This is a genomic window from Actinoplanes sp. HUAS TT8 (assembly GCF_051380535.1).
GTDB lineage: Bacteria > Actinomycetota > Actinomycetes > Mycobacteriales > Micromonosporaceae > Actinoplanes.
In genome coordinates, this window is sequence record NZ_CP195646.1 from 2,594,904 (window position 1) to 2,619,730 (window position 24,827).

Consider the following 24,827-nt stretch of genomic DNA (forward strand, 5'->3'; position numbering starts at 1 on the left):
AACCAGGAGTGACCGGCCCGAACCAAGGATGGCCGGCCCGAAGCGCGACCGAGACGAGGGGAACGACCAATGACTGACACGATCGTGCGCCTGCACCCCTTCGACGGGCTGTTCTTCCGGGCCCGCCACCTCGACCTGCTGCAGGACTACGTCCGGGCCCTGTCGGCCGACAGCGCGATCGCCGGCGGCAGCGGCACGGTCCACGGACTCGACGTCACCGTCGACGGCACCGACCTGGTCGCCGCGCCCGGTCTCGCCGTCACCGGGGAGGGCCGTCTGCTCGCCTCCACCCGGGACGTCCGCATCCCGCTGCCCGCCGCCCCGGCCAACGGCGTCGCCGCGTGGCTCCTCGAAGCGGTCGCCGACGAGGTCGAGGGCGAGCCGGACGAGCTCACCTACAGCCGGGTGCCCGGCGCCACGGACGGCGGCCGGCGCAGCTCGACGACGATCGAACGCCTCGGCCTGCGGGTCAGCCCGGTGGCCGTGCCGCCCGGGGTGCCGGCCGCGAAGGTGCGGTCGGCCCTGGCGGCGGCCCGGTTCGCCGCCGAGCGGCCGGGCCCGGGCCTGCCGGACGGGCGTCCGGCGGCTGCTCCGGGCGCTGCTACCGCCGTACCTCTGGCAATTGTTTTCTGGGTTGGGGGTTGGGTTGTCGATGTGTGGGCGGCGCGGCGGGATCGCGGGCAGGCGCTGCCCGAGCGGGCCGGGCAGCTGGCGCTCGGGTTGCCGGCGGCGGCGACCGCCGAGGCCGGGCTGCGGCAGTTCCAGGCGCAGCTCGGGGCCGGGCCGGTCGCGTCGCCGCTGGCCGGGCTCGGTTTTGTCGAGCTTCCGCCGGCCGGGTTCCTGCCGATGCCGGCCGGTGATCGCCGCCCGGCCGACCTGCGGGAGATCTTCGGCGGGGGGACCGGCATCCGGGTGTTCGCGTGCGACGAGGCGACCGCGCGGGCCCGGGTGCAGGGTGCCCGGCGCCGGGACCGGATCCCGCTGACCGGGCCGGTCACGGTGGACGTCCTGGTGCCCGGCACCTGGTCGGCGGGCGGTGCGGTGACGTCGGCGACGCCGTGGGTGGCGTTCGCCCGGCCCGAGGTCGTCGTGCCCGAGCCGGCACCGGTGCGGTACGAGTTGGACCTGTTCGCGGTGCAGACCAAACCGGTCGACTACGCCGACGCGATCGCCGACGCGAAGGTGCACGCCGGCCCGGCCGATCAGCTGGTCACCACGCTGCGCGGGACGACCGTCCCCGGGCTCGACGCGTATCGGACGGTGGCCGCGCGGATCGACGGCGCCAACCGCATGACCCTGCTGGTGGTCGCCGCCACCGACGAGGAGTTGCCGGTCGCCGGGCAGCGGGCGGCGCGGGTCCTGTCCGGGTTCGGCGGGGTCGCCGCGACCGCCGACCGGCTGCCCGGGGTGGCGATCGCCGGGCTGGCCCGCCCGGCCATCCGGATCATCACCGAACAGCCCTGACCAGCACCGGGAGCAGCAGTCGGGTCAGGGTCGGATGCGGTTCCACGCCCAGCTCGGCGGCGAGCAGCCGCCGGTACGCGGTGAACTGGTGGACCGCCTCACCCCAGTTCCCGTGGGCGATGTGGGCCTCGATCAGCGCCCGCTGCGCGCTCTCGCGCAGCGGCTCGGCGGTCACCGCGACCAGGGCCGCGCTGACCGCCTCGCCGGGGCTGACCTCGGCCAGCCGTGCGCTCATCACTTCGAGGGCGTGCAGCAGCCGCTGCCGCAGGCGGTCCCGTTCGCCCAGCACCCAGTCGTCGTACCAGCCCGGCAGCAGATCGAGCGCGGCCGTCCCGGACGGGTGCACGGCCAGGTCGGGCCCGGTCGCGACCCCGGCCTCCAGGCGATCGGCCCACGCGCTGACCAGGTCGGCGTCGACCAGCACGCCCTCGCGCAGGGTCAGCGTCGCCTTGTCGGCGTCGACCAGTTCGGCGCAGTGCCGGTTCAGCCGCCACAGCGACGACCGCAGGTTCCCGGCCGCCCGCAGGTCGGCGACGTCCGGCCACAGTGTCCCGGCCGCGTGCCGCCGCGACACCCGCCCGTCGTTGAGCGCGACGAACGCCAGCAGCCGCTTGCTGCCCTCCGGGACGTCGACCCGTCGCGCGCCGATCGACACGTACGGGCCACCCAGCAGGTGCACCACCATGGTGGCAGCGTCGAGTCGTTCGCCCAGCATCGTTCGTACCCAGTCACGCACCGCTCTGCCCTCCGCGCCGGTGTCACCCCATGCCCGGGACGGACGCTAGGAGGCTGTGCGTCAACGATTCGTCACAGGAAGTGGGGGAGGCGTTGACGCCGCGGTGACGCCGAGCGCCGCGCACAGGGCCCGCAGAGCCCCGTCCCAGGCGCTGTCGGACAGGGCGCCGAAGTTGACGACCAGGGCGTCCTCGGTGATCGGCGGGCCGGCCCGGAACCGGCTGAGCCCGTTGATCAGCAGACCCCGGGCGGCGGCGGCCCGCAGCACGGCCCCCTCGGTCCCCGGCGGCAGCCGCAGCACCGCCTGCAACCCGGCCGCCATCCCGGTCACCCGGACGTCCGGGGCGGCCCCGCCCACGGCGGCGATCAGCTGGTCGCGGCGGCGCCGGTAGCTCTGCCGGCGCGCTCGCACGTGCCGGTCGAACGCCCCCGACGTGATGAACTCGGCCAGCGTCAACTGCTCCAGCACGCTCACCGTCTCCACCCGCCCCTTGGCCGCCGCGAGCGCCGGCAGCAGGTGACCGGGCGCCACGATCCACGACAGCCGCAGGGCCGGCGCCAGGGACTTGCTGGCCGTCCCGAAGTAGACCACCCGGTCCGGGTCCAGCCCCTGCAGCGCGGCCACCGGCTTGCGGTCGTAGCGGAACTCGCCGTCGTAGTCGTCCTCCAGGATCAGCCCGCCGGTCGCCCGCGCCCAGTCGAGCACGGCGGCCCGCCGCCCGGCCGACAGCGCCACCCCGGTCGGGAACTGATGAGCGGGCGTGAGCAGCACCGCCCCGGCCGACGCGGTCAGCTCGTCGACCCGGGCGCCCTCCTCGTCCACGGTCAGCACCGGAGTGTCCAGCCCGGCCTCGGCGAGCAGCGTGCGGTAGAGGTCCAGGCCGTACGACTCCACGGCCACCGCGCCCCGCAGCACGGACGCGACCAGGGCCAGCCCGTGATGGAAGCCGGAGCAGACGACGATGCTGCCGGGCTCGGCCGTGACCCCGCGGACCCGGGCGAGATACTCGGCCAGCGCGACCCGCAACTCCATCAGCCCGAGCGGATCGCCGTAGCCGAACGCCCCGTGCGGGGCCGTGCTCAGGGCCCGGCGGGCCGCCGCCAACCAGGCGGTACGCGGAAAGTCGGCGAAGTCGGCGGCCCCCAGGGCCAGCCCGTGCCGCGGCCGAGCGGCCTCGCCCACCGCCGTCACCCGCCGGGGAGCGGCCCGCCGGGCCACCCGCGTCCCCGACCCCTGCCGGGCGGTGAGCCACCCCTCGGCGACCAGTTCGGCGTAGCACTCCGTGACCGTGCTCCGGGAGACCCCGAGGTCGGCCGCGAGCGCCCGCGACGCGGGCAGCCGGGTGCCCGGCGCGAGCCGCCCGGACCGCACGGCCTCGCGCAACGCGGCCGACAGCCCGGCCCGCAGGCGGGTCCCGGCCAGTTCGAGATGCAGGTCCACGCCCACCGAAGTGGTCTGCTCCTTGGCCACGGAAATGGACTCTACTCGCAGGCCATTCGCCACTTAGCGTCATGGGTGTGCGAACGAAACTGCTGCTGGCGGGCGCGACCATGGCGTTCACCGGCCTGTACCTCGCGGCGGGCGCCCTCACCCCGCTGCTCGTCCTCTACCAGCATCGACGCGACTTCCCGCCGGTGCTGCTGACCGTCGCGTTCGCGGTCTACGCCCTCGGGTTCCTGGCCGCGGCGCTCACCCTCGGGTCGCTCTCCGACCACGTGGGCCGGCGACCCGTGCTGCTCGGCGGCCTGCTCCTGCAGCTGACGTCCAATCTGATCTTCCTGTACGGCGACAGCGCCGGCTGGATCGTCGCGGGCCGGGTCGTTCAGGGCCTGGCGGGCGGGACGGCGACCGCGGCGTTCACCGCGGTGCTGGTCGAGCTGGCCCCGGCGCACCGCAGACGGCTCGGCCCGGTCCTCGGCAGCGTCGGGCTGACCGGTGGCCTGGCCGCCGGCTCCCTGCTCGCCGGCCTGGGGATCCAGGTCACCCCGCGAGCCGACACGATCGTGTTCGTGCTGCTCAGCGTCCTCACCGTGGTCGGCGGCGCGGTGGTTCTGGCGTTGCCGGAGACCGCCGGGCGGCGGCCGGGCGCGCTGCGCTCGATGATCCCGGACCTGACGATCCCGCCCGCGGCCCGCGCCGAGTTCCGCGCGGCCGCCCCGGTCGTCGGCGCGGTCTGGATGCTGGCCGGGCTCTCCGGCGGGCTGGCGCCGAGCATGGTCCAGACCGTGTTCCACCGCGACAGCGGCCTGCTCGACGGTGTGGCCGGTTTCATCGCGCCGGCCGTCTCGGTCGCCGCCGGTCTGGCCCTGGCCGGTGTGCGCCCGCGAACCGCGATGACCACCGGGATCCGCGCGGCGATCGCCGGTGCGCTCGGCATCGCCGCCGGGGCGTACGCCGGAAGCCTGTCCTTGATGTTCCTGGGCCAGGCGGTGGCCGGTGTCGGGTTCGGCGCGGCCTTCACCGCGGCCCTCGCGCTGGTCGTGCCGCTCGCCGGGGACGAGCGCCGGGCCGGGGTCGTCGCCGCGATCTACGTGGTCGCGTATCTCGGCCTGGGCGTGCCCGTGGTCGCCGCCGGCGCCCTCACCGGCGTGGTCGGTGTGGTGCCGGCCGTCGGCTGCTACAGCGCGGTCGTCGTGCTTCTCTCGCTCACCGGTCTCGTCGCGCGACAGCGCCGGGGCCACCCCATCACCGTGGAAAGGTAGTCACATGTCCTCGATCTCTGCCGCCGGCAATCGCGTGTTCCTGGCCGGAGCGTCCGGTGTGCTCGGCCGGCGGCTCGTCCCGCTGCTGGTCAAGGCCGGTTACGTCGTGGCCGGCATGACCCGTTCGGCCGGTCACGTCCCGCTGCTGCGTGACCTCGGGGCCGAGCCGGTCGTCGTTGACGTCTACGACCGTGACGCGCTGTTCCGGGCGGTCGCCGGTTTCGCGCCGAGCCTGATCCTGAACGAGCTGACCGACCTGCCGGACGACGCGGCCGAGCTGCCCGCGAGCGCCGAGCGCAACGCCCGGATCCGCACCGAGGGCAACCAGAACCTGATCGACGCCGCCCGGAGGGCCGGTTCGCCGAGGATTCTGGCCCAGACCGTGGCCTGGCCGCTGGCTCCCGGCCCGGGGGCCGACGCGGTGGCCGAGCTGGAGCGCGCGATCCTGGCCGAGAACGGCGTGGTCCTCAGCTACGGCCAGTTCTACGGCCCCGGCACGTATCACGAGCTGGCGGTGCCGGCCGAGCCGCGCGTGCACATCGACCGGGCGGCCGAACTCACGGTCGAGGCCTTGACCGCCCCTTCCGGCGTCGTCGTCATCACCGACTGACCCCGCTGTTTTTGGCGACAACCTGTCGTAAACTTTTTACGACAGGTTGTCGCCAAAAAGGGGTGGGGCATTGACCGAGAACCAGCTGATCGTCGTGACCGGAGCCTCCACCGGACTGGGCGCGGCCACCGCCCGCGAGCTGTCCCGCCAGGGCTTCCACGTCCTGGCCGGAGTGCGGCGCGAGCGCGACGCCGACGCGATCCGGGCCGCCGGGGTCGAGCCGATCATCCTCGACATCACCGTTCCCGAGCAGATCGAGGCACTGGCCGCGCGGGTCGCCGCCGATCCGCGCCCGCTGCGCGCGGTCGTCAACAACGCCGGCATCCAGGTCAACGCGCCGGTCGAGACCCTGCCGATGGGGGAGTGGCGGCGGGTGTTCGAGGTGAACCTGTTCGGCCACATCGCCGTCACCCAGGCGCTGCTCCCGGCGCTGCTGCGCAGCCGGGGCCGGGTGATCAACATCAGCTCCATCGGGGGACGGATCGCCATGCCGACGTACGGTGCGTACGCCGGCGCCAAGTTCGCCCTGGAAGCGGTGAGTGACTCGCTGCGCCGCGAGGTCGCGCCGCTCGGCGTCGACGTGGTGGTGATCGAGCCCGGCGGCGTGCGTACCGAGATCGCCGGCCGGGGCATCGCCACCGCCACCGACCTGGCCACGCGCATGACGCCGGATCAGAAACAGCGTTACGGTTCCCTCGTACGGGCGATCAATACGCTCATGGACACCGGCACCGCGTCGGGCCTGACCGCCGACGCCGCCGCCCGTGCGGTCGCCCGGGCCGTGACCGTTCGCCGTCCCCGGGCCCGCTATCCGATCGGCCGCGACGCCGCCGTGCTCCTGCGCCTGGCCCGGTTCCTGCCCGACCGGATGCTGGACCGCATCAGCGCCGCCAACCTGCGCCGCCACCGGCCGGCGCCGGCCGCCGTGTGAGGATGACCGGATGCCGCGGATCCGGGGAGCCAGCATCGAGCAGCACCACGAGATGGTGTGGGCCGACCTGGCCGAGGCGATGCGGGGCCTGCTGCTCGAACGCTCCTACGACGCGATCACCATGGGGCACATCGCGGCTCGGGCCGGCCTGGCCCGCAACACCCTCTACAACTACGCGCGGGACAAGGGCGCGCTGGTCCTCGCGCTGACCGAGCGGGCCGCCGGCCCGACCGTCGAGCGGGTCACGGCGATCGCCGGGCGGGCCGGGGAGCCGGCGGCGCAACGGATCCGGGAGATCGTCGAGGCGGTGCTGACCGCCGAGGGCATGCGCCTGATGTTCCAGCCGGGTTCGGCGGTCGCCGAGGTGCCGAAGGGGCCGGACAACCCGTTCACCGCGATCGTCGTGGCGGTGGAGAGCGTCGTGCGCGACGGCATCGGGCGGGGCGAGTTCCGCGACGTCGGCGACGTGCAGCTGACGGTGGAGCTGCTCGCCGGTCTGATGCGCGCGGGCGCCGAACGCGTCGGCCGGGACCCGGACGCTCTCGCCGGCACCGTCGCCGCGGCCCAGGACCTGGTCCGGGCCGCGCTGATCGTCAATTCATAGGGAGCTTCCCGAAGCGGGCCCCGGGCCCTGGCCCCTAGCGTCGGAGCCCATGACGACATGTACGCGGGTGCGGCTGATCGGCGGCTTCGGACTGACCCTGCCGGCCGGGCCGGCCACCGTGGCCGAGTCCCTGCAACGGCTCATCGCGTTCGTGGCGCTGCGCGGGCCCACGCCCCGCACCGCGATCGCCGGCACGCTGTGGCCGGCCACCTGCGACGACCGTTCGCTGGCGAGTCTGCGGACGGCCGCGTGGCGGCTGCGGCGGCAGGCGCCCGGGCTGCTGGCCGGCACCCCGGGCGCGCTGGGCCTCGACCCGGCGGTCCGGCTCGACGTGGCCCGGCTGGGCGAGTTCACCGGCCCGGCCTGGCCCGACCTGCTGCCCGGCTGGTACGACGACTGGGTGGTGATGGAACGCGAACGTCTGCGCCACCGCTACCTGCGCCTGCTCGAAGCGGACGCGACGAGTGCGATCGCCGCCGGGCGCCCGGCCGCCGCCCTGGACCGGGCCCTGGCGGCAGCGGCCGCCGATCCACTCCGGGAGAGCGCCCACCGCCTGGTCATCCGGGCGCTGCTGGCCGACGGGAACCTGGCCGCGGCGTACCGTCACCTGGGTCTGGTCCGTGCCCTGTTCCGGGAACAGCTGGGCGTGGCGCCGACCGAGCAGCTGACCGGCCTGTTTCAGAGGGTCAGGCCCAGCCTCCCGGTGGTGGCCCGGGCCGCCAGCTCGGTCAGCGCCTTGGGCCCGTCGGCCAGCGGATAGGTGGTGACCTGCTCCGGGCCGAGCACGCCGGCGCCGACCAGCCGGAACATCTCGCCCATGACCGCGCCGAAGACCTGCGGCGCGGCCTGGATCAGGGTGCCGAGGTTGAGCCCGATCAGGTGGATCTGATGCTTGTAGACCAGGTCCCAGTTGGTGATCGACGCCGTGCCGCCGGCCAGCCCGAAGACGACGACGCGGCCGGTGACCGGCTTGGCCGCGGCCAGGCTCGCCTCGAACGTGGGACCGCCGGTCGACTCCAGGACCAGGTCGACGCCGCCGGTCCGGCGCAGGACCTCGGCGGCCAGGTCGGGGCGGCGCGCATCGAGGACGTGATCGGCGCCCCGACGCCGTACCACATCGTGTTTTTCCGGCGAAGCCGTCGCGATGACCGTCGCGCCGTAGTGTTTGGCGATCGCCACCGCGGCCTGACCGGTCGCGCCGGCCGCCGCGTGGATCAGCACGCTCTGACCGGCGGCGACGGTGCCCATCAGGGCGGCGACCGCGGTCGGCCGGCTCACGGCCAGGCCCAGGGCCTGCTCGTCGGTCCAGCCGGCGGGCACCGGGATCGCCGCCGCGGCCGGCAGCACCAGGTATTCGGCGAAGGCGCCGCCGGCGATCGAGGCGCCGACGACGCGCCCGTCACCGCCGGAGACGATCTCGCCCACGGCTTCGATGCCGGCGATGTACGGCGGCTTCGGGCCGTGCGGGAAGACGCCGGTGGCCTGCTGGACGTCGACGAAGTTGATCCCGGCGGCCGTGACCCGGATCAGGATCTCGCCGGGTCCGGGCGACGGCATCGGAGCGTCGGTGATCAGGCGCAGGTCCCGCGGGCCGTTCAGGGACGTCTGCTGCAGTGCGCGCATGGGGTTTCCTCCGGTTGGGTGACGACCTACACCCAGGAAGACCCTCCGTCGCCGGCAAAGGAATCGATCAGACCCGGATCACCGAACGACGAGATGCGCCGGATGCCCTCGTCGGTGACGGTGAGAACACATATGCCGTACGGCCGGCCGTGCGTGAGGACGACGGCCGCGGGCTGCCCGTTGGCGCTGGTCGGCCGCATACGCCAGTCGCCCGGGGCGCCGAGCAGGTGATCGCGCAGGAACGGGAGGCAGACGGTCCGCCCGGTGAACCAGGTGCGCAGCGGGGTCGCCTCCAGCGTCGCGTCGGCCAGCAACAGGCGCTCCAGCGCGGCCGGGTCGGCGTTCTCGAACGCCTTGATGTACTGGTCGAGCAGCTCCCGGGCCCGCCGCTCGGACGGCTCGGCGACCTGCCGGTCGTTGAGGCCGAGCTCGTCCATCCGTGCACGGGCCCGCTGCAGTGCGCTCTTGACCGAGGCCGTCGTCGTGCCCAGCATGCCCGCGACCTCGCCGGCCGGGAACGCCAGGACGTCGCGCAGCAGCAGCACCGCCCGTTGCCGCGGCGGCAGGTACTGCAGGCCGGCGATCAGGGCCAGCCGCACCGACTCGCGGGCCGTGACCACGTTCGCCGGGTCCAGCACCTTGGCGTCCGGCGCCGGCTGCAGCCAGCGCACGCCGGCCTCGGCCGCCTCCATCGGCGCGTCCGGATCGGCCTGCGGCGCTCCGAGCCCGGACGGCAGGACCCGCCGGGACTGCCGGGTCAGCTCGGTCAGGCACCGGTTGGTGGCGATCTGGTGCAGCCAGGTGCGCACCGACGAGCGTCCCTCAAAATCTTCGAAAGAGCGCCAGGCCCGCAGGTACGTCTCCTGAACCACATCCTCGGCGTCCTGAATCGACCCGAGCATCCGATAGCAGTGCGCCACGAGTTCGCGCCGGAACGGTTCCGTCGCCGCCACGAACCGGTCACCATCAGGCACGATTCACACCGCCCGGATCGGGGAGCGCGGCCGGACGCCGGACCGCGGTTGCCGTCACCGTCCGAGCTGGATCCATCCGGCCATTCTGCCCGTTGTCGCGTGACCGGGTCCATCGTGAGTGTGTTTCTCAAAGAATCGCAGGTCACGGGCCTGTTTGCTGAGAGCCGTGCCTCTGCCGGGTCCCATCGGGAATGTGCTTAACTTAGTGCAGCCGGTGTTGCCGCACCGGCCGCACCAGTCGGCGTGTTTGCACCATCAGTTGATCAACCGCCTTGAGCAGAGATGTTCGTCGAAGATGACCACCTCCCTTCGGGCGGGAGTTATACGGTGAGACCTGTTGATCAGTGAAGAGGAAGAGGTGTCACCGCCAGTGAATCCATGATGACTGATTGCCCGGGCAATTGCCACAGTCGTTTGCCGATTGGCATTGCCAGCAGCAATTGCCATGTGGCAGATTGAAACATGGCTTTGTTTGTGGCTGCGATCAAGGAGGTGACGATCATTACCGGTCAACCCGGTCCCCTGGTCAGTCGCCGACAACTCGGGGTGGCGCTGCGGCAACTGCGCGTCGAGTCCGGTCTCAGCCTGGGCGAAGTGGCGAAGCGATTGCTCCTTTCGCCCTCGAAGATCAGTCGAATCGAAAATGCGCAGCGGAACATTTCCGCGCGTGACGTACGGGATCTTCTGGACCTTTATCGCGTCACCGATCCCGCTGTCCGGGACGAGCTCATGAGGCTCGTCGAGGAGAGCCGGGAATCGCCGTGGTGGGCACAGTTCAGCCTCGATCAGGGCTACGAGCGCCTGATCGGGCTCGAAGCGGCGGCCGAGACCATCTCCGATTACCAGATCGGAGCCGTTCCCGGGCTGCTCCAGACAGCGGACTACTCGGCGGCCGTGATCGGCGCCTGGATCGCTGATCCCGAGGTGATCAGAACCAAGGTCGAGGTGCGGATGGCCCGCCAGCGACTGATAGGCAAGAGCACCAAGCTGAAGTTCGTCGTGGACGAGTCCGCAGTGCGCCGATCGGTCGGGGGCCGCGACGTGATGCGCGACCAGATTCGGAAGCTGATCGAGGTCAGCGCCGGATCACACATCGAATTCCAGATCATTCCCTTCTCGGCCGGCGCCCACCAGGGCCTGGTCGGCGGCTTCATCGTTCTGCAATTCCCGAATTCAATATCAGCCGGCCCGGCTGCCAGTATGTCCGACATCGTCTACCACGAGGGCGTTGTCGGCGCAGGCACGTATGTGGAGCAGTTCGAAGAGGTCAAAGCGTACCTGGACGCCTTTACCGAGCTGCAGGGCAAAGCGCTCACCCCGTCTGCGTCGATCTCTTTCCTGGAAACGCTCCTCAGGGAATCCTGAGCGTCGGCCCTGGTCCGGCCGGCACAGCTCAGGAGGCACATCATGCATGAAGAAATGACCGATTCCCTTTCGTGGCAGACCTCGTCCCACTGCACCAACGGCGCCTGCGTGGCCGTCGCTTTCTCCGGTGATTCCGTGCTCGTCCGCGACACCAAGACGACGAATCCGCCGTTCGTCTACACGGTGGGGGAATGGCGTGACTTCATCGCCGGCGTCAAGGGCGGCGAATTCGACGCCTGACGCGTCGTGACCCGGGCGGGGTCACGACCGGATCCCGCCCGGTACCCAGGTGACCATCGCGTGACGGGGGCGGCACTACCGTCCGCGCATGTCACCGTTCACCCGCCCGGGCGGATGACCGACCCGGCGTTCCTCGCCCGCGTGGCCGCGCTGCTCGTCGCCCGCGCGTCCGCCCCTGACGTGCGATCGGAACCGGACAGCGACGCCCGGCGCGTGCTCGACGCGATCCGGCGGCTGCTGGACGGTGAGCCCGCCGACCCCGGGCGCCTGACTGTCAGGATGGCGACCGACGCCGGATTCGCCGAGGCGCTCCGGACCGAGATCATTCGCGCGTACGCGATCCCGGCCCTGGCCCGCCACCTCCCCGATCCGTCCCCGGCAGCCCGTCCAGAGCGCCCGGAATCTGGGTACGGGAACTGATCCCCAGCTTCCGGTACACGCGCGACAGATGAGCCTCCACGGTCTTGCGGGACAGGAACAGCAGCCCGGCGATGGCCGGATTGCTCAACCCGCGCCCGGCCGCCAGGGCCACCTGCAGTTCCTGAGGCGTCAGCTGTTCCGCCTCGACCGCCGGCCGGGCCGTCCCGCCGGCCGCCGCCAGTTCGGCCGACGCCCGGTCCGCGAACGGCCGCGCCCCCAGCCTGCGGAACGTCTGCTGAGCGTCCGACAGCGCCGCCCGCGACCCGGCGATCCGCCGATACCGCCGCATCACCTCCCCGTGACACAGCGCTGTCCGGGCCTGCTCGAACGGCCGATGACAGCGCTCGTGCAGCACCATCGCGGCCCGGAAGTGCCGGTCCGCGGTCGCCGCGTCCCCGGCCAGCAGACCCCGGCACCGCTGCACCGCCGCCCCGGCCGTGGGCAGCCCGGTCGCCGCCGCCCGCCGCCCGAACGACTCCAGCAGCCGGGCCGCCGCGTCGGCCCGCCCGGCCCGCCAGTACGCCTCCACCAGATCCGGCTCCCAAAACACCACGCACGGATTGCCCACCCCGTGCCGCTCCGCGAACTCCCGGGCCGGCTCCAAAGAGTCGATCGCCTCCTGCGGACGCCCACCGGCCAGGTGCAGCAACCCGAGCACACCCCGCTCGTAGAGCACCAGCCCACCGGTCCCGAGCGGCCCCGACATCAGCCGCGCCTCGGCCAGCCGCCGCTCGGCCGTCGCGTCCCGGCCCTGCGCCGCGTCCAGCCGCGCCAGCAGCACCTGCACCAGGCCGATGGTCAACGGCTGCCACACCTCCCCGGCCAGCCGCAACGACTCCTCGCCGTCGGCGTGCGCCCGCGCCCACTCGCCGGCCTGCCGAGCCGTCTCGCACCGATGGCTCAGCGCGATCGCCAACGGCCCCAGCGCCCCGGCCCGGCGGCACGCGTGCACCACCCGATCCAGGGTCTGCCGCGCGTCGACCGGCCGATCCAGCCACCCCTGCGCGGCGCCGAGCATGCTCAGCACCATGCCGTCGGCCACCGGGTCCAGCCCGTCCCGAAACGACCGGAGTTCCCCGATCGCGGCCAGCGCCTCCCGCGTCCGCCCTTTCAGGGCAAGAGCCTGCGCGCGTACGAGTCGTGCCCGCCCCCGCTCCTCGACCGCCCCGGCCCGGTCGGCCAGCCGGACCGCCCGCTCGCACAGGGCCACCCCGTCGTCGATCCGGCCCTCGGTGAACGTCGGCAGCGCGGCCTCGCACAACAGCCGGGCGGCGCCGCGCGGATCGCGTCCGGCCACCGTACCGGCCGCCCCGGTGAGCACCTCCCGGGCGATGGCCGGGGTGCCGCGCACGGTGAGGGCCCGGCCCCGGTTGAGTTCGATCCCGGCGATCAGCCCCGGGTCGGCGGTCAGTTCACGGGCCGTCTCCAGCCAGCCGGCGGCCTCGTCGGCGCGACCGGCGATCAGCGCCGCCGTGGCCGCGTCGAGCAGGCGGCGGGCCCGATGCTCGGGGTCGGCGGTCAGGGCGGCGGCGCGATGCAGCATCCGGGTGGCGTCGGCGAACCCGAGCCGGTCGCGGCGGCCGGCGGCGGCCACCTCCAGTTCGGCCGCGAGCGCGTCGTCCGGCCCGGTCGCCCCGGCCGCGCGGTAGAGCAGGGCCTGGTCGCCGGTGGAGGTCGCGGCCAGAACGCCGTACGCCGCAAATCGGTCCTTGATCGTCGCATCGGCCTGGACCACGGAACGGATCAGGGGATGGGCGAAGCTGACCCGGCCGTCCTGAAACGTGAGCAGGTCGGCGTCGCGGGCCGGGCCGAACGCGGACATGTCCAGGCCGAGCGCACGCAGCGGCGGGAGCAGCCGCTCGACCGCCGACGACGAGCTCAGGGCCAGCACGAGCAGGGCCGGCCGGGTCGCGGCGGGCAACGAGTCGAGGCGTGCGGCGAACATCCGGCGGATCTGCGCACCGACCGGCAGCGGATCGGGCATGGCCAGCCGGGCGGCCAGCTCCGGCGGGCTCAGCCGGCGGCCGATCTCACGCAACGCCAGTGGATTACCGCCGGTGACCGTGTGCAGCTGATCGGCCACGGCCGGGGCGACCGGATCGGCGCCCAGCGTCGCCAGAAGTGCGCTGCTCGCATCCCGGTCCAGGCCGGCCAGGTGAAACGCGGTGAGACCGGTCGCGTCGAAACTGCGCCCCGGCTCACCCCGCAACGCGACGACGACCAGCACGGCATCGTTCTCCAGGCGGCGGGCCGCGAACATCAGCGCGGCGGCCGACTCGGCGTCCATCCACTGCGCGTCATCCACCACGACCAGCGTCGGACGGGCTTCCGCGGCCAGACTCAGCAGCGTGAGCAGGCCCTGACAGACCGCGTACCGGCCAATTCTTCTCGATCGTCGGAAGTCCAGCGCGAGCGCGGTCCGCAAGGCGGTCGCCTGCGGCGGCGGCAACTCACCCAGGCGCGCCAGCAGCGGCCGCAGCAGATCACCGAGCGTGGCGTAGGCCAGGGTGGCCTCGGAGTTCAGCCCGGTCGCGGCCAGCACCCGCATACCCTCGGCCCGGGCCGTCACCGCCCGCAACACGGTCGTCTTGCCGATCCCGGACTCGCCGAACAGCACGACACCACCACCGTGCCCGGCCCGCGCCGCGTCCAGGAACCCGTCGAAGTGGCTGAGCACCCGCTCCCGCCCGACGATCCGGTCGACCGAGACAGTCATGCTGCCACCTCCCGGCGCGTCCCGACCCCGGTCCCGTCAGCATGCCCCACCCTCGCGCGAGGAAGTGTCGGGTTTCATCCATCGGTGGATGCGTGGCGTTGCCCACCCGCGTTACGTTGCGGGTGGATCGCGGAGGTGCACTTGAGACGGTGGGTACCGTCGACGGCGGTGGGGTTGCTGTGCGGCCTCGCGTTCGCCCTGGCCGGCAACCTGGCCACCAACACCGTCGCACCACCGGATTCCTGGACGTGGTGGCCGGCCGTGGTCTGGGCCGTCGTCGTCCTGCTGATCGCCGTCTCGGTGTGGGTCCAGATCGTGCAGAGCCGGCCCGCACGCCCGGCCGGGCCGGACGATCAGGTACTCGCCGACCTGGCCGCCCGCCTGAACGGGGACTGGTCCGACGAAGCGGCCCGGCTCGACGTCACCCGGCCGGCGCCCCTGAGGGTGGCCTGGTCGTCGACCGGGCGGCCCGGTCTGGCGGCCAGTCGTCAGGCGGTGCTCGACGATCCGCTGGGCGGGGACTGGCAACAGTATCCGCTGCACGGGCACGTGGGCACGCCCATAGACGGCATCAATCAGGACATCGTGACCGCGTTTCGCGCACTGCCCCGGCGGCAACTGGTGGTCCTCGGCGCGCCGGGCGCCGGCAAGAGCGTGTTCGCGATGCTCATGACGCTCGGGCTGATCCGGGACCGGGTCGACGAGCCGCTGCCGGTCCTGCTGGCGATCAACGTCTGGGATCCGGGCGAACCGGTGGAGGCATTCCTGGCCCGACGGGTCGCCGATGAGTATGCCGACGTGCTGGCGCCCTACGGTGATCCGCGGCAGGTGGCCGAGAGGCTGGTCGGGCACCGCCGCCTCCTCCCGGTTCTGGACGGACTGGACGAGCTGCCCGACCGGTCGATCGAACCGGCGTTGAAGACCCTCGATCGGTACGCGGCGGCCGGGCGGGCCCTGGTCGTGACGTGCCGCATCCGGGAGTACGAGCAGACCGTGGCCCGCAGCGAGACGATCCTGGCCACCGCCGCGGTGGTCGAGTTGACGCCGGTCGGCGTGGATGCCGTCATGGACTACCTGTCGTTCCCGGAGCGGGCGCGTCCCCGGTGGGAGCCGGTCTTCGCGCACCTGCGGGAACAGGCGGACAGCCCGCTGGCGCAGACGTTGGCCTCGCCGTTGATGGCGGCACTGGCGCGCACGGCCTACCAGGACCCGGCGACCCGGCCGGCCGAGCTGCTGGACTTCTCGTCCCGGCAGGAGGTCGTCGGGCGGTTGATGGACGCGTTCGTCACCGCCGTCTACAGCTCGTGGGCGGCCGCGGATCGCACAACCTATCCGGCCGGCAAGGCGCGTCGCTGGCTGACGTGCCTGGCCTACCACCTGGATCAGTCGGGCACACTCGACCTGCACTGGTGGCAGATCCGGCCCGACCTGCTTGCCGTCCGCCGTCGGTGGGTGCGGGCGATGACCGTGTCCGTCGCAATCCTGGGCGCGGCGCTGATCGGGGGATTCGCGGGCGGGATCCGGACGGCGGCGGCCGGGGCGATCATCATGATGGTCGCGGCGGGCGGCCTGTTGCGGCCTCTTTTTCCGTACGGCCTACCACCCTTTATCCGGACGACGTTCCGCAGCCGTCGCCGGCGTCGGGTCGAGCGCGTGGCGCTGTCGGTGTCGTACTCGCTCGGCGGTGCCGTGCTGGCCGGGTCCATCACCGGCGAGATGGGCTCCGCGATCCTCGGCGGTCTGGCGTTTATGCTGGTCACGCTGGTGGTGCCGGCCTGGAAGCCGGGCGCCCCGTCCCGTCGGACGACCAGGGTGGAGCTGGTTCACAACCGTCGTACCGTGGGCATCTCGTTTGTTCAGCAGGCCGTGGGCAGCGGCGTGGTGTTCACCCTTGCGGCCTGGGCGGCCGGAGTTCCGCCGGCACCCATCGGCATCACGGCCGGCCTGATCTTCGGGACGACAGCGGGCCTGACGACAGGTGGTTGGGCCTGGATCCGGTTCCGCGTCGGCCACGTTCGGCTCGCTCTGGGCGGCCGGCTGCCCTGGCGACTGGAGAGTTTCCTCGCCGATGCTCACCGGCACGGCCTGCTTCGCCAGGCGGGAACCGTCTACCAGTTCCGTCACGTCCTGCTTCAGCGGTATCTGTCTCGCACCTTTCAGCCGCGTTACTTGCGTGACCGTGCGGCGACAGCGGCGAGCGAACTGGCCGATCTGGGGCGGATCGAGGAAGCGATCGACCTATTGGCAGGCTTGGGCGGTTGGCCGGCAGCCATTGAACGTGCAGATCTGCTCCGGGAAAAGGGCCGTGTCGATCAGGCCGTCGGCGTTCTGAAAGTCTGGTCGAAACGTAAGGTCGGTGCGGTCACCTATCGGCTGGCGGATCTGCTGGCTGAACAGGGTCACCTCGAGGAGGCGATCGAGGTCCTGCAGACCCAGGCCGATTCCGGCGATCGAGGTGCTGCCCATCGGTTGATCGACCTGCTTGCCGACTTCGGCCGCATCTCCGACCTCAGGGATCTCACCGAGGCCGGCGACGGTTACGCCGCCGTCAGGTTGGTCGACTTGCTCCTTCGGCAGGGCAGCCTGGACGAGGCGATTCAGATCCTGCGGGCTCGTGCGTCGGATGGGGACCGTACCGTCGCCGAGCCGCTGGTCCGGGCCCTGCTCAGGAAGGGCTGCACAGATGACGCGATCCAGCTCCTGCAGACCTGGAACGACCGCGGTCCTTACACCTTCGTTCATCAGGAATTGATCCGTCTGCTCACGGCACATGATCGTATCGACGAACTTCGAGATTTGGCCAACTCGGGGGATCGGGCCGCGAGTTCGAGCCTCAGCAAGCTGCTGGCCAAGCGGAATCAGGTTGATGAGCTGAGGGTGTGGGCCGAGGGCGGCTCCACGGCTGCCGCGGATCGATTGGCAGAACTGCTCGTGAAGCAGGGGCGCTTCGACGAGGCAGTTCGCCTCCTTGAGGCGAACATCATGTCGGGCAGTCATTCCGCAGGCGACACGCTGGTCGATGTCTTGGTCGGCGCCGGCCAGGTTGACGAGGCTATTCAGCTCATGATGGGAGAACTGCTCGTAGGTCGCTCGATTTCTCTCGAAAAATTGGTCGGCCTCCTTCTCAGCCGAGACCTTGTCGACGAGGCCATTCGGGTTTTGCGACGTCAGGTCAAGGTCGGTTCCTGGGGGGCCGCTACCTTGCTCGCCGATATCCTCCTGGGGCAGGGCCGTATCGAGGATGCGCTGGGCGTGCTGCGGGTCCGTGCCGACGCCGGCGAATCGACCGCGGCGGAGAAACTGGTCGAACTGCTCACCGAATACGGTCGTATGGACGAGTTGCGGGCCCGGGCCGACATCGGCGACCGGACCGCCGCCGCGGCCCTGGCCCGGCTTCTGGCGGCGCGGGGCAGCTTCGCCGAATTGCGTTACCGGGCGGATGCCGGCGACCGGGCCGCCGCCCGGGAACTGGCCCGGAGGCCGCCCGAGCCGTGACGGGGCCGAGGAGAGCGCGAGTGCTGGATGGCCTATCCCCCGCACGAGCGGAGGTCCCCGATTTGAACGGAGATCGAAGGAAGCACCCGCATGGCCTCGGCCCGCACGGTCAGGCGGGGATCAGTTCAGCTAGCCGATCAAGCGTATAGGCCTGCGACCCGTCCGGCAGCCCTTCCGGCGCCTCCAGGCCGATGAACGTGACCGGCTGTTCCGGCAGCGTCACACCGTCCCAGGCGATCACCTCGGCCTTCGCCCGCCACCGGTCCACCAGGTACGACATGGTCAGGTAGCGCCGTTCCAGCAGCGCCTTCACCCGGTCGGCCGTGGTGAAGGCGTTGCCCTCGACCCGGTTGAACCGGGGGTGGCCGTTGAGGTACAGGTGCAGCCAGATCGCCTGCCAGCCGTCCGTGCCCTTGGCGAAGACGATCGGCAGTGCGACCCGCCCGGGCCCGCGCATCTCCGAGCGGGCCCGCACGGTGCGCGGGTCGAACGGGGCGCCGCCCTGGTCGCCGGTTCGCGTCTGGTAGCCGAACATCGACTCGGCGACCTTGTCGAACGATTCGCCGTCGAAGATGTTGACCTGCGGGACGACGTACTGGCCGCGGACTTCCAGGGGCACGTCGATGAACTCGGTCGCACCGTCGGGCGCCTCGGTCAGGTCCCCGGAGTGGACCGCACCGTCGTGGTGGTAGTTCGTCCACGACACCTGCCCGGCGCTGTCGAAGTTCTCGTCGAGCAGCAGCACCGACAGGTCGAAGTCGGTGCGCGCGCTCGCCTGCCGCCAGTACGTGAAGAACCGCAGCCGTTCGCCCGAGACGGCCGACCGGGAGCCGCGCGGCAGCACCGCGAATCCGCCCTCGGACGCCTTCCCGGACAACGGCAGGGCCACGTCGAGGACCGCCGGGTCGACCAGCAGCGGCCGGTCGAGTTCGGGCAGCCGCGCGCTGACCTCGGTGTCGAGTCGCGCCGACAGTTCGTCGACCAGGTCGGCGGGCAGCGGCGGGCGTTCGTCCGGGCCGACCCAGGCGCGGCGCGAGCGGCTCGCGTACATCCGGGCCGAGGCCGGCGTCAGCCGGTTGCCGACGTGTTCGCGCAGCGACAGCAGCACCCGCCCGGACGCCGAGCCGAGCGCCTCGGTGATGGACGCGACGACGGCGGGCCGCTCGGATTCCGGGGCCAGGCGCAGCAGCCGGTCGGCCGAGCGCAGCAGCATGCCCGGCGCGGCCGACAGCACGGTGGTGGCCGCGCCGATGTCGCCGTCGCGGAACGCGGCCTCGGCCCGTCCGGCCAGGTTGCGGACGTGCCGTTCGCCGCGGGCGACGGTGAACACCGCCTGGGCGTGGGTCCACCGGCCGAACTCGTGCGGGTGCAGCCGCTCGCCGAGCCGCTTCCACCGCTCGGCGTAGCGGGCGATGTCGCCGAGCTTGGCCGGGCCGGCCGCGATGACGTCGTTCAGCGCGGCCAGCAGCACCCGGCGTTCCGGGCGCCGGAACGAGCGGAACTTGGTCGGTTCGGCCAGCGAGACGTCCCCGCCGGAGGCCTGGCAGGCCAGGCGCAGCACGTCGGTGGTGGTGTCGATCGCGACGAGCGGCCGGCCCAGCACGAGCCGGACGCTGTTGAGCACGGCCCGGTTCTCCCGCACCGGGATCGCGGCCGGCTGCTCGCCGTCCACGCAGGCGGCGGCCAGTTCGCCGAGCAGGGCCAGGTCGGCCTCGCCGTGCGGCGTGGTGCTGCCGGCCAGGGCCAGGTAGAGGCGCTCGGCCTCGACCTCGGCGCGGTCGCCGAGGTGCAGCACGGTCAGCCGGTCGCCGGCCGAGGCGATCAGGTCGTCGCGAAGAACCAGCATTTCCGCGTACGTGTGCTGGTAGGTCCCGTAGCCGGGAAGGTCGAGCAGGTTCACCCCGCCGCCGGTCACCGCGGCCCGCAGTTCCTCGTCGCTCGCCTCGCCGCCGCCGGTGAGCACGGCCGCGCGCAGCCGGCCGGCCCAGAACTCGATCGTGTCCGGAACACCGTCCGGGAACCCGATGAAGTACGGGTTGTGCTGCACATGGTCCCCGACCAGTTCCCGTACGGCGGTCACGACGGTCGCGGCGAGGTCCATGGCCGGCGCCGGCGCGAGCCCGCCGACGTGCTCCAGCAGTGCCCGCGTGGCCGAGAACCCGGCATCGAGCAGCGCCGCGTCCAGCTGACGGGCCACGGGCGTGCCGTCCCCGGCCGCCCCGGCACCGGCCGGCACCCGCAGCGTCTTCTTGATGATCATCGTCTCGAGCATCGTGTGTACCCCCGGTTCCCAGCGAAGTGGGCCGCCGGGGACTCGAACCCCGAACCCTTCGATCCGAAAGGAGAAGGAAGTGCCCCCATGACCGCTCTCGCGGGGGGCGGACGCACTACCAATTCGAATGCTCTGCCAGTTGAGCTAGCGACCCGCCCCGGATCTTTCCACGCCCGGTTCGGCGGCAGCCACCCGATTTCCCCGGATCATCGGGGGGATGCGGGCACGGTGGCCTCGTACTCGGCCACGATCTTGCCCTGGACGAGCAGGAGCAGGGTCGCCGGATTTCCCGGCACGAGGCGCATCTCGGTGGCCTCCCCGACGACCTGCCCGTTCCGCGGATAGATCCCGCGGCCGTCGATGCTGCCGATTGCCGTGGTGGCGACCTGACCGGACTGGAAGCGCCCGTCCGGCGACACGCTGAACTCGGCCGACGAGTAGTTCAGCCCGTCGCCGGCCCCCCACATGGCCGTCTCGAACGTCACACCGAGCGGCTTGCCCGCACGGTCCCGGACGTCCCGCATGTCCTGCCCGTCGAGCATGATCGTCCGCCAGGAGCCGACGAGCTGATCGGCCCGCGTGACCAGCGTCCCGGAGGTGTCCGGGGCGGGCGCCACCTGAGTGACGGCCGGCGTCGGCGCCCGGTGACGGCCCGGCCCCACGGCCACGGTGGTGATGCCGGCGACCGCGAGCACGGCCGCCGCCGACACCAGCACGACCCGTCGCCGCCGCCGGAACCGGCCGGTACGGATGCTGGCGTCGATGTCCACGGTGTCCGGGGGCGGCCCGGCCAGAACCGTGTCGAACAACCGCCGTACGTCGTCGCTCATGCCTGCTCCTCCGAGTGGTCGAACGCCGTGGGCTGGTCCAGCGCCGCCCGGAGCGTCGCCAGACCACGACTGGTCTGCGACTTCACGTTCCCGGTGCTGGTGCCGAGGGCATGGGCGGCCTGTTCGACCGACAGGTCCTCCCAGAACCGCAGGACCAGCACCGCCCGCTGCCGTGGGGGCACCTGACGCAGCGCGGCGAGCAGTTTGTCCCGTTCGTCGCTGCCGTCGCCCGCGGGCGCGGCGTGATCCGGTATCCGGTCGGTCGGCCGTTCCCGCCGCCCCGGCCGCCGCCGGTAGTCCAGGTACAGGTTCAGCAGCACCCGGCGCGCGTAGGCCGTGATCTCACCGTCGCGTTCCAGCCGTGACCAGGCCAGATAGACCCGGACCAGCGCCTCCTGGACCAGGTCGTCGGCGAGGTACCAGTCGCCGGACAGCAGGAACGCGGTCCGGCGCAACCCACTGCGCCCGGCCACGGCCCACCCGCGAAACTCCTGCTCGTCCACGCTCGCACCCCGTCAGCTCAAGCCCTGTCCCGCGCTGTTCACGGAATTCGACCGGCCGCAGGTTGCATCGTTCCCCACCAACTTCAAGATCAAGAGCATTTGCGCGTACGGCGATCAGCCGCCCGAGACCGAGACGGTGACCGCCGGCCGTGGATTGTTGAGCTGTTGCTGCTGCTCGTTGATGCGCTTCTGCTTCTGGAACGCGCCGTAGACCGCGATCGCCGCGATCACGATGGCGACCGCACCCACCCCGGCGAGCACGGCCGGCCAGATCCGCCGGCGTTCCCGCCAGCTCTGCCGTGACCCGTGCAGCAGCGCCGCCCGCAGTTGCCGCCGCCGCAGGCTGTCCGCCTCCAGCAGGTACCGCTCGGCGTTGGGCCGCGGAGGGTGCGCGGGCGAGGGGCCGGGCCGAGGCGGCTGCCCGGTGGCAGCGTCGGGCCAGGGGGAGTGCCCGGGTGAGCTCACGACGGTCCGCCGTGCCCGGGGTAACCCGGCGGCGGCGGGAGCGGCCGGCGCGGATCGTTCGGCGGCGCCACGGACGCGACGCCCCGCACGTTCCCGGCTCCGGGAGCGACCGGCCGGGCCGTGACCGGTGGCCGCGGCGGCGCGACCGGCGGCGGCGCGGGCAGCGGGGACGGCCCGCCGGGCCGGGCGGCCGGGCGCGGGCCGGCGAGAACCCCGGCGATCCGCAGGTACGCCTCCCGGGTCGCCGGGCGCAGCCGATCGGCGCGCAGCAGATCGCCGGTGGCCAGGTACGGGTCGAACGGCACCGGGATCAGCCGGTCCGGGTCCAGCCGCAGGTCGGCGTGCAGCCGGATCGCGGTGTGCCGGAACTGCCGGGCGGTCAGGCAGACGACGGCCACCACGATGGTGTCCAGCCGGTGCGGGGCCAGCCGGTGGATCCGGGCCAGGGTGGCCCGGGTCGCCGCCGCCGCGTCCGGCCACGGGCTGCTGACCAGGACCGTCCGGTCGGCCCGGGCCAGGGCCGCGTGCCCGTCCCAGTCGATGTCGTTGCCCAGGTCGGCCAGGGTGAACGTGAACCGGTCCTTGAGCTGGTCGAGCACCTCGACGACCTGACGGCCGGTCGGCGGCCCGAACCACGGCGGCCCGTCGATCACGCCCAGCCGCCCGTCCAGCAGCATCGGCTCGGCCGGGGCCTCGACGCGCTCGCCGCGGCCGGCGCGCGGCCGCAGGTCGGTGACGGTGGGCGCGGCCCGCCCGGCCAGCCGCCGGCCGATCGAGGCGGCGCCCTGCCGGGTGTCGACCACGGCGGTGAGGTCGGTGCGCAGGGCGGCCAGGGTGAGCGCGGTCCCCAGCGCGGTCGTGGTCGTCCCGACGCCGCCCTTGCCCGCGATGAACGCGACCGTCCGGCCCTCGCGCCGGCGGGTCCGGGCCCGGGCCACCAGTTCCCGTTCGCGTTCCATGGCGGCGGCCGCGCCGGGCTGCGCGAGCCCGAACGTCACGGCCCGCACGGCCCGGTGCATCCGGCCCGGCACCACGATCGTCGGCGTCACCGCGGGCGGGGCCGAGGCCGGCCGGAAGTCCTCGGGCGATCCGGTGTCGCGCCGCCCGGGCGGCTGGATCGCGCCGAGCGGGCGGCTCAGCACGCTGGCGATCCGGCCCGGGGGCAGCGCGGTCTCGGCCGGCGGGGGCGCGAGTTGGCCGGAGAGCGCGTGCAGGCGCCGGCCCGGGTCGGCGAACTGCGGTGGCGGCGCGGGCAGCCGGTGCCCGGCCGCGCCGTCCTCGTCGGACCAGCGCGGGGCGGGCGGGCGCGGCCCGGCCGTCGCGGGCGGGGCCGCCGGGTCCAGGCCGAGCACGGCCGGGTCGATGCCCATCCGGGCCAGTTCACCGGCCGCCGCCTGCGCGGACTGCCGATCGTGGTCCTGCGGCGATTCGTCGTCGCGTTCGGTCATTCTCTCCACCCCCCGGTGTGGTCGGTCGTCTCAGCCGGTGAGCCGGCCGGCCCACGCGTAGACGCCGACCGCCCCGGCCATCAGCACGATCATGGCGATCACGACGACCCGCTCGACCCGGTTGAGCGTCTCCTTGACCCGGGCCCGGGTCACCTCGGACAGCGGCACGGCGCTGACCGCCACCCCGATCGCCGCCGCGGCGGCGCCCAGCACGAGCAGGTACGGCCGCAGCGCCGGAGTGTCCAGGATGTACCACAATCCGTGCAGCGTCAGCACCACCAGGCCGGCCAGCCGCAGCGGCAGGATCGACGGGATGCGGGAGAACGCCCGCGAGCGCAGGATCAGTCCGACGCCGAGCGCCACGCCGAGCCAGTGATCCCAGGTCGTGCCCCGGGTCAGCAGCGCACCGCACCCGGCCGCGACGACGGCCGCGGCCAGCAGCCCGCCGTAGAACAGGTCCCGGCTCTGCCGGAACCGCTCGCCGATCTCGTCGGCCGAGATGGCGCCGAAGTTGCGGATCCGGAAGTCGGCGCCGGCCAGGCCGCCCACGGTCAGTGACAGCCGGGGCATCACCCCGACGGTCAGCACGGCCAGGACGGCCAGGACGCGGACCCCGGTCATGGTCTCGGACCCGGCCCGGCCGCACACCGCGACGACCACCCCGGAGGCGGCCAGCAGCAGCCAGCCGGCCAGGTGACCGGTGGCCTGGGTGCTGGCGGCCCGGGCGAAGCAGGCGACCGTCAGCCCGCCGATCAGGGCGACGGCCAGAGCGGTGGTCGGCTGCCAGGTGCCGAATCCGGCGGCCAGCCACCCGGCCAGGGCCCCCCACAGCGTGCCGGTGGCGAACATCAGCGGCCCGGCGATCCGGTGCCCGCGCTGCGCGGCCCAGCGGCCGGCGCCGACACTGAGGACGGCGAGCAGGACGGCCCCGGCGACCGCGTTGCCGTCGTGGGGAGCGCGGGCCTGCGGGACGGCGGCCAGCGCGGCCAGCCCGATCGCGGCCGTCACCAGCGCGAACGTCTCGGTGGTGCGGGGCTCCCAGACGTGCCCGGCCGCGTCGACCAGGTCCTCGACGGCGTCGCGGACGTCCTCGACGTATGCCGAACGCGGTGAATCGGACGCGGAGCGCAGTTCGAGGACGTCGCCGTCGACCACGCCGCTGTCGATGAGCGTGCGCGCCGGGTTGATGCTGGGCCCGCCGACCCGTCCGATGCTCCACGTCGCCGGGGTCACCACGTCCTCGGCCGGCGCGCACAGGCGCAGCAGTTGCGGCATCAGGTCGGCGACCGGCAGCACACCGGGTAATGCCAGGTCCACCCGCCGGGAGCCGTTGAGCAGGGTGACCCGACTGTAGGCCGTTGGCACGCGCGGCTCCGTCCATAGGTCGAGGGCTACCGATGTCACGCTACGGTATATCTGCCACCGCTAC

Annotated in this window: 20 protein-coding genes and 1 tRNA gene; 9 read left to right on the plus strand and 12 right to left on the minus strand. The window is 72.9% G+C overall.

What is annotated here, in order from left to right; all coding sequences use genetic code 11:
- The first annotated feature begins 69 nt into the window (after positions 1 to 69).
- The gene (locus ACSHV8_RS11420) at positions 70 to 1,464 is read left to right on the plus strand and encodes a hypothetical protein (RefSeq protein ID WP_436532129.1); all 1,395 of its coding nucleotides are present in this window, start codon (positions 70 to 72) and stop codon (positions 1,462 to 1,464) included.
- Here ACSHV8_RS11420 and ACSHV8_RS11425 read toward each other — a convergent pair.
- Both ACSHV8_RS11425 and ACSHV8_RS11430 read right to left on the minus strand, forming a co-directional pair.
- Positions 1,448 to 2,179 (minus strand): AfsR/SARP family transcriptional regulator, encoded by a 732-nt coding sequence (locus ACSHV8_RS11425; RefSeq protein WP_436532130.1) that lies wholly within the window; start codon positions 2,177 to 2,179, stop codon positions 1,448 to 1,450. The genes ACSHV8_RS11420 and ACSHV8_RS11425 overlap by 17 nt on opposite strands.
- An 81-nt stretch (positions 2,180 to 2,260) precedes the next feature.
- Positions 2,261 to 3,670, minus strand: coding sequence for a PLP-dependent aminotransferase family protein (locus ACSHV8_RS11430; RefSeq protein ID WP_436532132.1), 1,410 nt, complete (start codon positions 3,668 to 3,670; stop codon positions 2,261 to 2,263).
- Positions 3,671 to 3,717: 47 nt separating this feature from the next.
- Between ACSHV8_RS11430 and ACSHV8_RS11435 the strand changes: the two genes are divergently transcribed.
- The 5 genes from ACSHV8_RS11435 (at position 3,718) to ACSHV8_RS11455 (ending at position 7,807) form a co-directional block, all read left to right on the plus strand.
- The gene (locus ACSHV8_RS11435) at positions 3,718 to 4,902 is read left to right on the plus strand and encodes an MFS transporter (protein ID WP_436532134.1); all 1,185 of its coding nucleotides are present in this window, start codon (positions 3,718 to 3,720) and stop codon (positions 4,900 to 4,902) included.
- Between the two features lie 4 nt (positions 4,903 to 4,906).
- Positions 4,907 to 5,512 (plus strand): SDR family oxidoreductase, encoded by a 606-nt coding sequence (locus ACSHV8_RS11440; RefSeq protein WP_436532136.1) that lies wholly within the window; start codon positions 4,907 to 4,909, stop codon positions 5,510 to 5,512.
- 70 nt (positions 5,513 to 5,582) lie between these two features.
- The gene (locus tag ACSHV8_RS11445) at positions 5,583 to 6,443 is read left to right on the plus strand and encodes an SDR family NAD(P)-dependent oxidoreductase (RefSeq protein WP_436532138.1); all 861 of its coding nucleotides are present in this window, start codon (positions 5,583 to 5,585) and stop codon (positions 6,441 to 6,443) included.
- Positions 6,444 to 6,453: 10 nt separating this feature from the next.
- Entirely contained in the window at positions 6,454 to 7,047 is a 594-nt protein-coding gene (locus ACSHV8_RS11450) for a TetR/AcrR family transcriptional regulator (protein ID WP_436532140.1), read from the plus strand.
- A gap of 49 nt (positions 7,048 to 7,096) precedes the next feature.
- The gene (locus ACSHV8_RS11455) at positions 7,097 to 7,807 is read left to right on the plus strand and encodes an AfsR/SARP family transcriptional regulator (protein ID WP_436532142.1); all 711 of its coding nucleotides are present in this window, start codon (positions 7,097 to 7,099) and stop codon (positions 7,805 to 7,807) included.
- On the opposite strand, the gene ACSHV8_RS11460 is transcribed toward ACSHV8_RS11455, so the two are convergent.
- The gene (locus ACSHV8_RS11460) at positions 7,726 to 8,670 is read right to left on the minus strand and encodes a zinc-binding dehydrogenase (RefSeq protein WP_436532144.1); all 945 of its coding nucleotides are present in this window, start codon (positions 8,668 to 8,670) and stop codon (positions 7,726 to 7,728) included. The genes ACSHV8_RS11455 and ACSHV8_RS11460 overlap by 82 nt on opposite strands.
- Positions 8,671 to 8,696: 26 nt before the next feature.
- Positions 8,697 to 9,644 carry an RNA polymerase subunit sigma-70 gene (locus ACSHV8_RS11465; protein ID WP_436532146.1) on the minus strand — a complete coding sequence of 316 codons (948 nt, stop codon included), beginning with the start codon at positions 9,642 to 9,644 and terminating at the stop codon, positions 8,697 to 8,699.
- 462 nt (positions 9,645 to 10,106) lie between these two features.
- On the opposite strand from ACSHV8_RS11465, the gene ACSHV8_RS11470 reads away from it, so the two are divergent.
- Both ACSHV8_RS11470 and ACSHV8_RS11475 read left to right on the plus strand, forming a co-directional pair.
- Positions 10,107 to 11,009, plus strand: a complete 903-nt coding sequence (locus ACSHV8_RS11470) for a helix-turn-helix domain-containing protein (protein ID WP_436532147.1) — start codon at positions 10,107 to 10,109, stop codon at positions 11,007 to 11,009.
- A gap of 54 nt (positions 11,010 to 11,063) precedes the next feature.
- On the plus strand, positions 11,064 to 11,249 hold the full coding sequence (locus ACSHV8_RS11475) for a DUF397 domain-containing protein (protein ID WP_436532149.1): 186 nt from the start codon (positions 11,064 to 11,066) through the stop codon (positions 11,247 to 11,249).
- Positions 11,250 to 11,571: 322 nt separating this feature from the next.
- On the opposite strand, the gene ACSHV8_RS11480 is transcribed toward ACSHV8_RS11475, so the two are convergent.
- A complete protein-coding gene (locus tag ACSHV8_RS11480; protein WP_436532151.1) occupies positions 11,572 to 14,385 on the minus strand; it encodes an ATP-binding protein in 2,814 nt (937 codons plus the stop codon).
- 168 nt (positions 14,386 to 14,553) lie between these two features.
- Between ACSHV8_RS11480 and ACSHV8_RS11485 the strand changes: the two genes are divergently transcribed.
- Positions 14,554 to 17,880 carry a tetratricopeptide repeat protein gene (locus ACSHV8_RS11485; protein WP_436532153.1) on the plus strand — a complete coding sequence of 1,109 codons (3,327 nt, stop codon included), beginning with the start codon at positions 14,554 to 14,556 and terminating at the stop codon, positions 17,878 to 17,880.
- Between the two features lie 109 nt (positions 17,881 to 17,989).
- Here ACSHV8_RS11485 and ACSHV8_RS11490 read toward each other — a convergent pair whose 3' ends face one another.
- The 7 genes from ACSHV8_RS11490 to eccD all read right to left on the minus strand — a co-directional run bounded on the left by ACSHV8_RS11490 (position 17,990) and on the right by eccD (position 24,763).
- A complete protein-coding gene (locus tag ACSHV8_RS11490) occupies positions 17,990 to 20,152 on the minus strand; it encodes a hypothetical protein (protein ID WP_436532155.1) in 2,163 nt (720 codons plus the stop codon).
- A gap of 27 nt (positions 20,153 to 20,179) precedes the next feature.
- Positions 20,180 to 20,306, minus strand: a tRNA-OTHER gene (locus ACSHV8_RS11495).
- 52 nt (positions 20,307 to 20,358) lie between these two features.
- Positions 20,359 to 20,982 carry a hypothetical protein gene (locus tag ACSHV8_RS11500; protein ID WP_436532157.1) on the minus strand — a complete coding sequence of 208 codons (624 nt, stop codon included), beginning with the start codon at positions 20,980 to 20,982 and terminating at the stop codon, positions 20,359 to 20,361.
- Complete coding sequence (locus ACSHV8_RS11505; RefSeq protein ID WP_436532159.1) at positions 20,979 to 21,485, minus strand: SigE family RNA polymerase sigma factor; 507 nt, start codon at positions 21,483 to 21,485, stop codon at positions 20,979 to 20,981. Before ACSHV8_RS11505 ends, ACSHV8_RS11500 begins: the two co-directional genes overlap by 4 nt.
- Positions 21,486 to 21,599: 114 nt before the next feature.
- Complete coding sequence (locus ACSHV8_RS11510) at positions 21,600 to 21,950, minus strand: hypothetical protein (RefSeq protein WP_436532161.1); 351 nt, start codon at positions 21,948 to 21,950, stop codon at positions 21,600 to 21,602.
- Positions 21,947 to 23,398 carry a hypothetical protein gene (locus ACSHV8_RS11515; RefSeq protein WP_436532162.1) on the minus strand — a complete coding sequence of 484 codons (1,452 nt, stop codon included), beginning with the start codon at positions 23,396 to 23,398 and terminating at the stop codon, positions 21,947 to 21,949. Before ACSHV8_RS11515 ends, ACSHV8_RS11510 begins: the two co-directional genes overlap by 4 nt.
- 30 nt (positions 23,399 to 23,428) lie before the next feature.
- Positions 23,429 to 24,763, minus strand: a complete 1,335-nt coding sequence (gene eccD / locus ACSHV8_RS11520) for a type VII secretion integral membrane protein EccD (RefSeq protein WP_436532164.1) — start codon at positions 24,761 to 24,763, stop codon at positions 23,429 to 23,431.
- Between the last annotated feature and the right edge of the window lie 64 nt (positions 24,764 to 24,827).